Origin of the sequence: Pseudoalteromonas sp. Z1A2 (assembly GCF_011378755.1) — a bacterium.
GTDB lineage: Bacteria > Pseudomonadota > Gammaproteobacteria > Enterobacterales > Alteromonadaceae > Pseudoalteromonas > Pseudoalteromonas distincta.
The window spans coordinates 1-7115 of sequence record NZ_WTKX01000054.1 but is presented as its reverse complement, the minus strand read 5'-3'; the positions used below and the strand labels follow the sequence as shown (position 1 = coordinate 7115).

The window sequence follows — 7115 nt, the reverse complement described above, 5'->3', positions numbered from 1 at the left end:
CCCGTCTCAGTGGGGTCGCATTATAGGGAGATCCGAAAACAGATCAACCCTTTTTTGAAGAAAACTTGAAATAATGTGCTGTTCGCTGATAATTTGAGCTAAACACGTTAAAAATACAACATAACCATCAAATTATTAACAACTAACGGGGTTCAAACCTATTTTATATTAGAAGTAGAGTTAAACGATCTTCATATAGAGGCTTACACCCCAGATGATCAATACGATCGTTAATGAAAGTGTTACGGCTGCAGATCCCATATCTTTGGCCCTACCTGACAATACATGTAACTCTGTACTTACTCGATCTGTTAATGCTTCAATGGCGGAGTTTAGTAATTCAACTATTAATATAATAAGCAGTGAGCTAATTAGTATTGCCCAGTGTAATAGTGATGAAGCAAGCCAAAATGAAATAGGAAATAATATAAGGCTTAATAGTAGCTCTTGCCTAAATGCTGCTTCTTCTTTAAATGCTGCTTTAAAGCCAAGGTAAGAGCAATAGGTTGCTTTGAAAACACGCTTGAGGCCTAAGCCATTCGGTTTTAATACATCTTTCATTAATAAACTCTATGAATGAAGGTCAAAATAAAGCCCCGCACTGCGAGGCTTTTTATTTATGCTACGCCGTATTGATCACGGTAAGCTTTAACTGAGGCTAAATGCTCATCCATTGTGCCTTGGCTTTCAAGGTAACTGATAAGATCAGCTAATTTTACAATTGAAATCACTTTGGTATTAAAGTCACGCTCAACTTCTTGAATAGCTGATAATTCAGCTTTACCCTTTTCTTGGCGATCTAACGCAATTAAAACACCACTAAGGTCAGCACCATTTTGTGCAATGATTTCCATCGACTCACGAATCGCCGTACCTGCAGTAATTACATCGTCAACTAGCATAATTTTGCCATTGAGTTCTGAGCCTACTAATGTGCCGCCTTCACCGTGTGCTTTTTTCTCTTTACGATTAAAGCAGTAAGGTACATCTTTATCATGATGATCCGCTAAGGCAACCGCTGTTGTTGTCGCTATTGGAATACCTTTGTACGCAGGACCAAATAATACATCGTACTCTATAGCAGAATCTTCGAGTGCCGATGCATAAAAGCGACCTAAACGCGCTAAGTCTCGACCAGTATTAAACAAACCAGCATTAAAAAAGTAAGGACTTGTGCGTCCAGACTTTAATGTAAACTCACCAAATTTTAACACCTGCTTCTCTAGAGCAAATTCTATAAACTCTTTTTGATAATCTTTCATATTTTGTGGCCTACCTATTTATGCTAATGCTTGCTTTTGTACGTCAATAATTTCGCGAATAGAATGTTTAGCTAAAGTAAGTAACTCATCTAGCTCATCAAACGAGAAAGGTTCGCCTTCAGCTGTACCTTGAATTTCAATAATTTTACCTGTTTCGGTTAAAATTACGTTCATATCAGTCTCTGCTGCTGAATCTTCAATGTATTCTAAATCGCTAATTGCTTGGCCTTTGTAAATACCAACTGAAATAGCTGCAATCATATGTTTAAGTGGGTTTGAATTAATCATACCTTTTGCACGCATATGTGTTAGTGCATCAACAAGTGCAACACATGCACCACTTATAGAAGCAGTACGTGTACCGCCGTCAGCTTGAATAACGTCACAGTCAATGGTAATTGTGTTTTCGCCAAGTGCTTTTAAGTCAACAGCAGCACGAAGTGCACGTGCAATTAAGCGCTGAATTTCCATAGTACGACCGCCCTGCTTACCACGTGCAGCTTCTCGAGCATTACGCGTATGCGTTGCTCGCGGTAACATACCGTATTCAGCATTGATCCAACCTTTACCCTGACCTTTCATGAAACGAGGAACGCCCGATTCAACAGTAGCTGTACAAAGTACTTTGGTGTTACCAAACTCAACAAGTACTGAGCCTTCAGCATGCAAAGTATAATTACGTGTAAATGTAACAGGTCTAATTTGGTTAGGTGTTCTTTCGCTTGGACGCATTGACGATCCCCTTAATTCAGAATTTGCGACATTATAAGTGTATGTGGGTATAGATACCATGTTGATTTAAATAAATAGCTGTATGCAAAATATTCAGTGTATTAAATTTTCCCTAGAGCTTAAGCAGTGTTACGGTATAATCATCATAATATTGTATTTATAAATTTAGGAAAATATCCATGATCCACAGTATGACAGCTTATGCGCGTCGCGAAATAAAAGGCGATTGGGGTACTGGCACTTGGGAAGTTCGCTCAGTAAACCAGCGTTACCTTGAAACATTTATACGCGCACCAGAGCAATTTCGTGGCATGGAGCCAGTTATTCGTGAGCGTTTACGCAAACACTTACAACGCGGTAAAGTTGAGGTCTTTTTAAAGTTTGTGGCAAATCCTGCCCACGTTGGCGAGCTATCAATTAACCAAGCACTTGCTGAACAACTAATAAATAGCGCTAAATGGGTTCAACAACAAAGTAATGGCGATATTAACCCTGTTGATATATTACGTTGGCCTGGCGTTATGGAAGCAGAAGAGCTTGATATGGATAGCGTTAATACAGCATTAATAGCTGGTCTTGATCAAGTAATCGAAGATTTTAAATCTGCACGTGGCGATGAAGGTGCAAACCTTGAAGAAATGATAGCAATACGCCTTGATGCAATTCTAGAGCAAGTAGAAATTGTAGAAACGCATATGCCTGAGATTGCTAAATGGCAGCGTGAAAAACTTGCTCAAAAGCTAGAAGACTTAACAGCAAACATTGACGAGTCACGCCTTGAACAAGAACTAATTTACCTTGCGCAAAAACAAGATGTGGCTGAAGAATTAGATCGCTTAAAGTCTCACGTTAAAGAAACTAAAAAAATCCTTAAAAAAGGAGGTGCATGTGGCCGCCGCTTAGATTTTATGATGCAAGAATTTAATCGTGAAGCTAACACGCTAGCGTCTAAGTCTATCAATAGTGACATCACTACTGCAGCCGTAGAGCTAAAAGTACTAATTGAACAAATGCGTGAGCAGATCCAAAACATAGAATAGCGTTTTAGCCTGTTTCAACTTGTTTATAACTCATTAATAAGCCTATATTTTTATAGGCTTTTTGTTTTCTACCGTTCATACTAGCCCCCTATTGTACGTGTCCAAGTGGTTACCAAACTACTTGATATCACCGTAACCACTTTTAAAATCCTTGATAGCCATTTTCATACAACTCAATTGATGTAAAAGAAACCAAAACAAAAAATTAAAAATGGTATAGATCCGCTTGCTGAAAGAGGTAAGGCAGGGACAGACATTATTATAACAATGAATGACCTATTTAATGACTGGTTTAAAGATAAAAGTAAAGAAGCAAAAAAACAGTTTTTACCTATTAACAAAGCCTTTAAGTTTAATTGGTAGTAACCGTCAACGGTTGGCGGTTTGGTTTTTTAAGCTAAACCGTCTTATATAAATAATGCAATGCCTGCGAAATATTGATAATTTTTATTAGCTATATAGCTAACATCAAATAAGTGAATATATGTCGAGTAGAGCAGATATTGGCAAACAAATAAGTACTAGCAGGAAAGCTTTAGGCTACAAGCAACAAAAGCTATCAGAGATCGCGGGAATTAATAAAACGACGATTTCCGAGATTGAGAACGGTCGCTTTATGGGTTCATTCGATATATTTGAGCGACTGCTTGATGCAGTTGATTTACAATTTGAAGTTACCTCAAAACAACACTCTCTACCAGACTGGGATACCATTGAAGATATATTCTCGGAGGATGGCTAATGAGTGGCACACCACAGCTTCCAAATAAACCTGCTTTAACAAGGTAAGTTTTAGCCCAACTTAAGCGGTGGTAGGCATAAGTTTACTTGCCGCTAGGAATGCGCAGTTTAAGCTGCTCTACAAATAAGCCTATGCTTTGATAAACGTGTGCTTCAATCTCTTTGAGCTTTACTGTTTCACCGTTAGCTAAGCATTGCAGTAATAGGGTCATGAATGATTGGTAATCTGGTAACGACATACTATTCCCTGCCAAGCCGTATTAGTTAGTTACTATAAAGCTAATCCATTGTTCTTATTAGTTGAGATAATATACAAATTAAAATTATGGGGCAAAGGTTATGTACGCAGCTTTACTATGCATTATAAACAATTACCCCCTCGCAGGGCGCTGAGCTTACGGGTAGCGGGAGGGGTGTTATTTTATAAAGAGTCTGAAAGTATTGTATTCACAATTAATGATTCTTTGGCTACTTAATATATTCGCCTTTGTGTTGAGCGATATTAAACAAACGGGTCTAATAAGTCTTCGTCAAATACTAAACCTTTAAGGTTGTTACTTTGGATAATATTTTTAAACTCATCAGTACAATAAACTTTTTGAGCACCTTCCAGCTTAGATTTAAATAGCAGTTTATTTTGTATATCGTCTTGCTCAAAGGTAAGTAACTCTAAACCGTCTTCGAAGCCATCTTCGTATTTGGTTAAACACATATCTTTTTGCTCTTGCCCGAAGGTAAGCAAGTTAAACAATATCATGTTGTTGCCTTCAGCTTTAACGGGTAAAAACTCTCCAAAATTTGCTAAGCGCTCTTTTAACAACTCATATACTGGCATCTTCATTATTAAAAAATGACCTAGCCGCGATATGTCATAATCTTGCTTTTTAGCTTTACCAAAATAGTCAAAATTTAACCCTTGAGGCCATAGAGGGCTAAATTCGATATTATTTAGTGAGGATGACATAAACATCCTTAGTACAGTATCTGTATCAAGGTCGTTATTTTTCGAAATTGTTTCTGAGAGCTCAACAATATCAAAGTCGATTACGTCGTATGTGTAAGCTTCGTTTTTAATTTGATATACAGTCACTATAAAGCCTTCCAATTTTCATTTTTTGGTTCAAGTAAACCTGCAGGTACAGTACCCGTTTTTATTTTAACTTTAACGGTTCTCAATCTATTCAAAAATAAAACTTTAGGCGTAGCCGCATTACCAAAGTTAGTACTAATCCATGTCTCATAGTTATATCTGTGTAGCTTTCGATGAGGTGGCGAAGCTGGGCTATCCCAATTTTGCTCTTTATTTTTTTCAAAGTTAATTAACCATACACCGTTGATTGGATCGTTAATACCAACTCCATGCAGATGAAGATTAAGCCTTGTTTGTAACATATTCGCTGACTGGTATTGCCCTGTGCCACAAATAATATGGTGAGCCTCGTGCAGCTTAGTTGGTTTAGCTCCCCTATTGCAGCCAAGTGACGAGCAAGCTTTTGAGTTGGATGGTGCTTTTCTTGTTTTAATTGCGTGACTGTAGAGCTTGCACTTAGCTCTCGGTATTCTTTTAAATCAGTTTGTAAGCGAGCATGAGCAGTAATTCTCTCTTTCTCTTTTTGCAAATGATTAAAATCACGAGCCATCTTATTTTTAAGATCTTCACTCGCCTGCCCTTTTTGAGCTATTCGCTTGTTATGGAACTCTTTAGCTTTTAACTCATAGTTATAAATAGCCATTTCTAATGGTGAAGGATTTTGAGGTCTCTCGGGATGAGGGTATGCGTGTAGCAGTTTCATAAAACACTCTTCCTTGATTATCTGATTATGATTGTGTGTATAATACAAAAACTAAACAGTTTATCAATTTTTATGTGTGTTATTAGCTACTAGTTTAAGCTTATTTCCTCTTTAGTAAAATAATCTCTATTTATCAGAAACCTATTCCAAGTGGTTACCATAGCGGTTACCATAGCGGTTACCAACTGCAATATAAACACACTAAAATTACAATAAGCCAATGATAAAATTGAGATTTAAATAATTACTCTAAATTCAAATTCAAAATGTTGAATAGTTTTCAGCTAAGTATGACACATTCATAACTTATCAAAACCCGAGTTTAGCTCGGGTTTTTAGTAATACCACTAATAATACTTTGAGTATTGTTACCAAGTATCTTCACCTAAGGTTAAAGCGGCATCTTATACCAATCCGTAATAATACTTAATCATTTTGCGGGACTAAACGTGTCGCTACCTATGTTAAAAAATTCTCAATTAGAACAACTAAATAGCGAATTTTTTGCCTAGCTATCCACACGTTTTTCCATCTTCAAAATAGATCACTTAATTAAGCGTATTGGTATTAAATCGTACTTTATTTTAGACATTAAAAAGCCCGAGACTAAGCTCGGGCTTTTTGGTAATAATTAGCTAGGCTAATAATTACGCTACGATAGTTGCTACAACACCAGCACCTACAGTACGACCACCTTCACGGATAGCAAAACGAAGACCTTCATCCATCGCGATTGGTGCGATTAGAGTTACTGTCATCTTGATGTTATCACCAGGCATTACCATTTCTACGCCTTCTGGTAACTGTACGTCACCAGTTACGTCAGTTGTACGGAAGTAGAACTGTGGACGGTAACCTTTGAAGAATGGAGTATGACGACCACCTTCATCTTTAGAAAGTACGTATACTTCTGAAGTGAATGTAGTATGTGGGTTGATTGAACCAGGCTTAGCTAGTACTTGACCACGTTCAACGTCTTCACGCTTAGTACCACGTAGAAGTGCACCAATGTTCTCACCAGCACGACCTTCGTCAAGAAGCTTACGGAACATTTCAACACCAGTACAAGTAGAACGAGTTGTATCATTGATACCAACAATTTCTACTTCGTCATTGATGCGGATGATACCAGCTTCAACACGACCAGTTACAACAGTACCACGACCCTGGATTGAGAAAACGTCTTCGATAGGCATGATGAATGGCTTATCGATGTCACGCTCTGGCTCTGGGATGTAAGAGTCAAGTGCGTTTGCAAGCTCAACAATCTTATCTTCCCACTCTTTCTCGCCTTCTAACGCTTTAAGCGCAGAACCAGCGATTAGAGGTAAGTCATCACCTGGGAAATCGTATTCAGAAAGAAGTTCACGAACTTCCATTTCTACTAGTTCAAGTAGCTCTTCATCATCAACCATGTCACATTTGTTCATGAATACGATGATGTAAGGAACGCCAACCTGACGAGAAAGAAGGATGTGCTCACGCGTTTGTGGCATAGGGCCATCTGTCGCAGCAACTACTAAGATCGCGCCGTCCATTTGAGCAGC

10 protein-coding genes are annotated in these 7115 nt (G+C 38.0%); 2 read left to right on the top strand and 8 right to left on the bottom strand.

The features are described from left to right. Window positions 1-180: 180 nt before the first annotated feature. From GQR47_RS19970 to rph, 3 genes are read right to left on the bottom strand one after another with little or no spacing between them, the layout of a single operon-like run. The gene (locus tag GQR47_RS19970; protein WP_002958892.1) at window positions 181-561 is read right to left on the bottom strand and encodes a diacylglycerol kinase; all 381 of its coding nucleotides are present in this window, start codon (window positions 559-561) and stop codon (window positions 181-183) included. A gap of 56 nt (window positions 562-617) precedes the next feature. Beyond that, complete coding sequence (pyrE, locus tag GQR47_RS19965; protein WP_002958891.1) at window positions 618-1262, bottom strand: orotate phosphoribosyltransferase; 645 nt, start codon at window positions 1260-1262, stop codon at window positions 618-620. Between the two features lie 18 nt (window positions 1263-1280). Next, a complete protein-coding gene (gene rph / locus GQR47_RS19960; RefSeq protein ID WP_002958890.1) occupies window positions 1281-1994 on the bottom strand; it encodes a ribonuclease PH in 714 nt (237 codons plus the stop codon). Window positions 1995-2173: 179 nt separating this feature from the next. Between rph and GQR47_RS19955 the strand changes: the two genes are divergently transcribed. Both GQR47_RS19955 and GQR47_RS19950 read left to right on the top strand, forming a co-directional pair. Continuing rightward, window positions 2174-3034 (top strand): YicC/YloC family endoribonuclease, encoded by an 861-nt coding sequence (locus tag GQR47_RS19955; protein ID WP_002958889.1) that lies wholly within the window; start codon window positions 2174-2176, stop codon window positions 3032-3034. A gap of 484 nt (window positions 3035-3518) precedes the next feature. Then, a complete protein-coding gene (locus tag GQR47_RS19950) occupies window positions 3519-3776 on the top strand; it encodes a helix-turn-helix transcriptional regulator (RefSeq protein WP_165724394.1) in 258 nt (85 codons plus the stop codon). Window positions 3777-3858: 82 nt separating this feature from the next. Here GQR47_RS19950 and GQR47_RS19945 read toward each other — a convergent pair whose 3' ends face one another. The 5 genes from GQR47_RS19945 to tuf form a co-directional block, all read right to left on the bottom strand. Further along, complete coding sequence (locus GQR47_RS19945) at window positions 3859-4014, bottom strand: winged helix-turn-helix domain-containing protein (RefSeq protein WP_240915919.1); 156 nt, start codon at window positions 4012-4014, stop codon at window positions 3859-3861. Between the two features lie 263 nt (window positions 4015-4277). Further along, the gene (locus GQR47_RS19940) at window positions 4278-4865 is read right to left on the bottom strand and encodes a hypothetical protein (RefSeq protein WP_165724392.1); all 588 of its coding nucleotides are present in this window, start codon (window positions 4863-4865) and stop codon (window positions 4278-4280) included. Further along, window positions 4865-5200: a hypothetical protein gene (locus GQR47_RS20570; protein WP_346776154.1), complete on the bottom strand. Its 336-nt coding sequence runs from the start codon at window positions 5198-5200 to the stop codon at window positions 4865-4867. The genes GQR47_RS19940 and GQR47_RS20570 overlap by 1 nt, the downstream gene beginning before the upstream one ends. Next, entirely contained in the window at window positions 5095-5568 is a 474-nt protein-coding gene (locus GQR47_RS20665) for a hypothetical protein (RefSeq protein ID WP_346776153.1), read from the bottom strand. Before GQR47_RS20665 ends, GQR47_RS20570 begins: the two co-directional genes overlap by 106 nt. Before the next feature lie 647 nt (window positions 5569-6215). After that, the coding region (gene tuf, locus GQR47_RS19930; RefSeq protein ID WP_165723659.1) for an elongation factor Tu at window positions 6216-7115 on the bottom strand (900 nt) is incomplete at its 5' end.

Coding starts and splice junctions, on each gene's coding strand:
- GQR47_RS19970 (WP_002958892.1), bottom strand. CDS start 561: ATGAAAGATGTATTAAAACCGAATGGCTTAGGCCTCAAGCGTGTTTTC.
- pyrE (WP_002958891.1), bottom strand. CDS start 1,262: ATGAAAGATTATCAAAAAGAGTTTATAGAATTTGCTCTAGAGAAGCAG.
- rph (WP_002958890.1), bottom strand. CDS start 1,994: ATGCGTCCAAGCGAAAGAACACCTAACCAAATTAGACCTGTTACATTT.
- GQR47_RS19955 (WP_002958889.1), top strand. CDS start 2,174: ATGATCCACAGTATGACAGCTTATGCGCGTCGCGAAATAAAAGGCGAT.
- GQR47_RS19950 (WP_165724394.1), top strand. CDS start 3,519: ATGTCGAGTAGAGCAGATATTGGCAAACAAATAAGTACTAGCAGGAAA.
- GQR47_RS19945 (WP_240915919.1), bottom strand. CDS start 4,014: ATGTCGTTACCAGATTACCAATCATTCATGACCCTATTACTGCAATGC.
- GQR47_RS20665 (WP_346776153.1), bottom strand. CDS start 5,568: ATGAAACTGCTACACGCATACCCTCATCCCGAGAGACCTCAAAATCCT.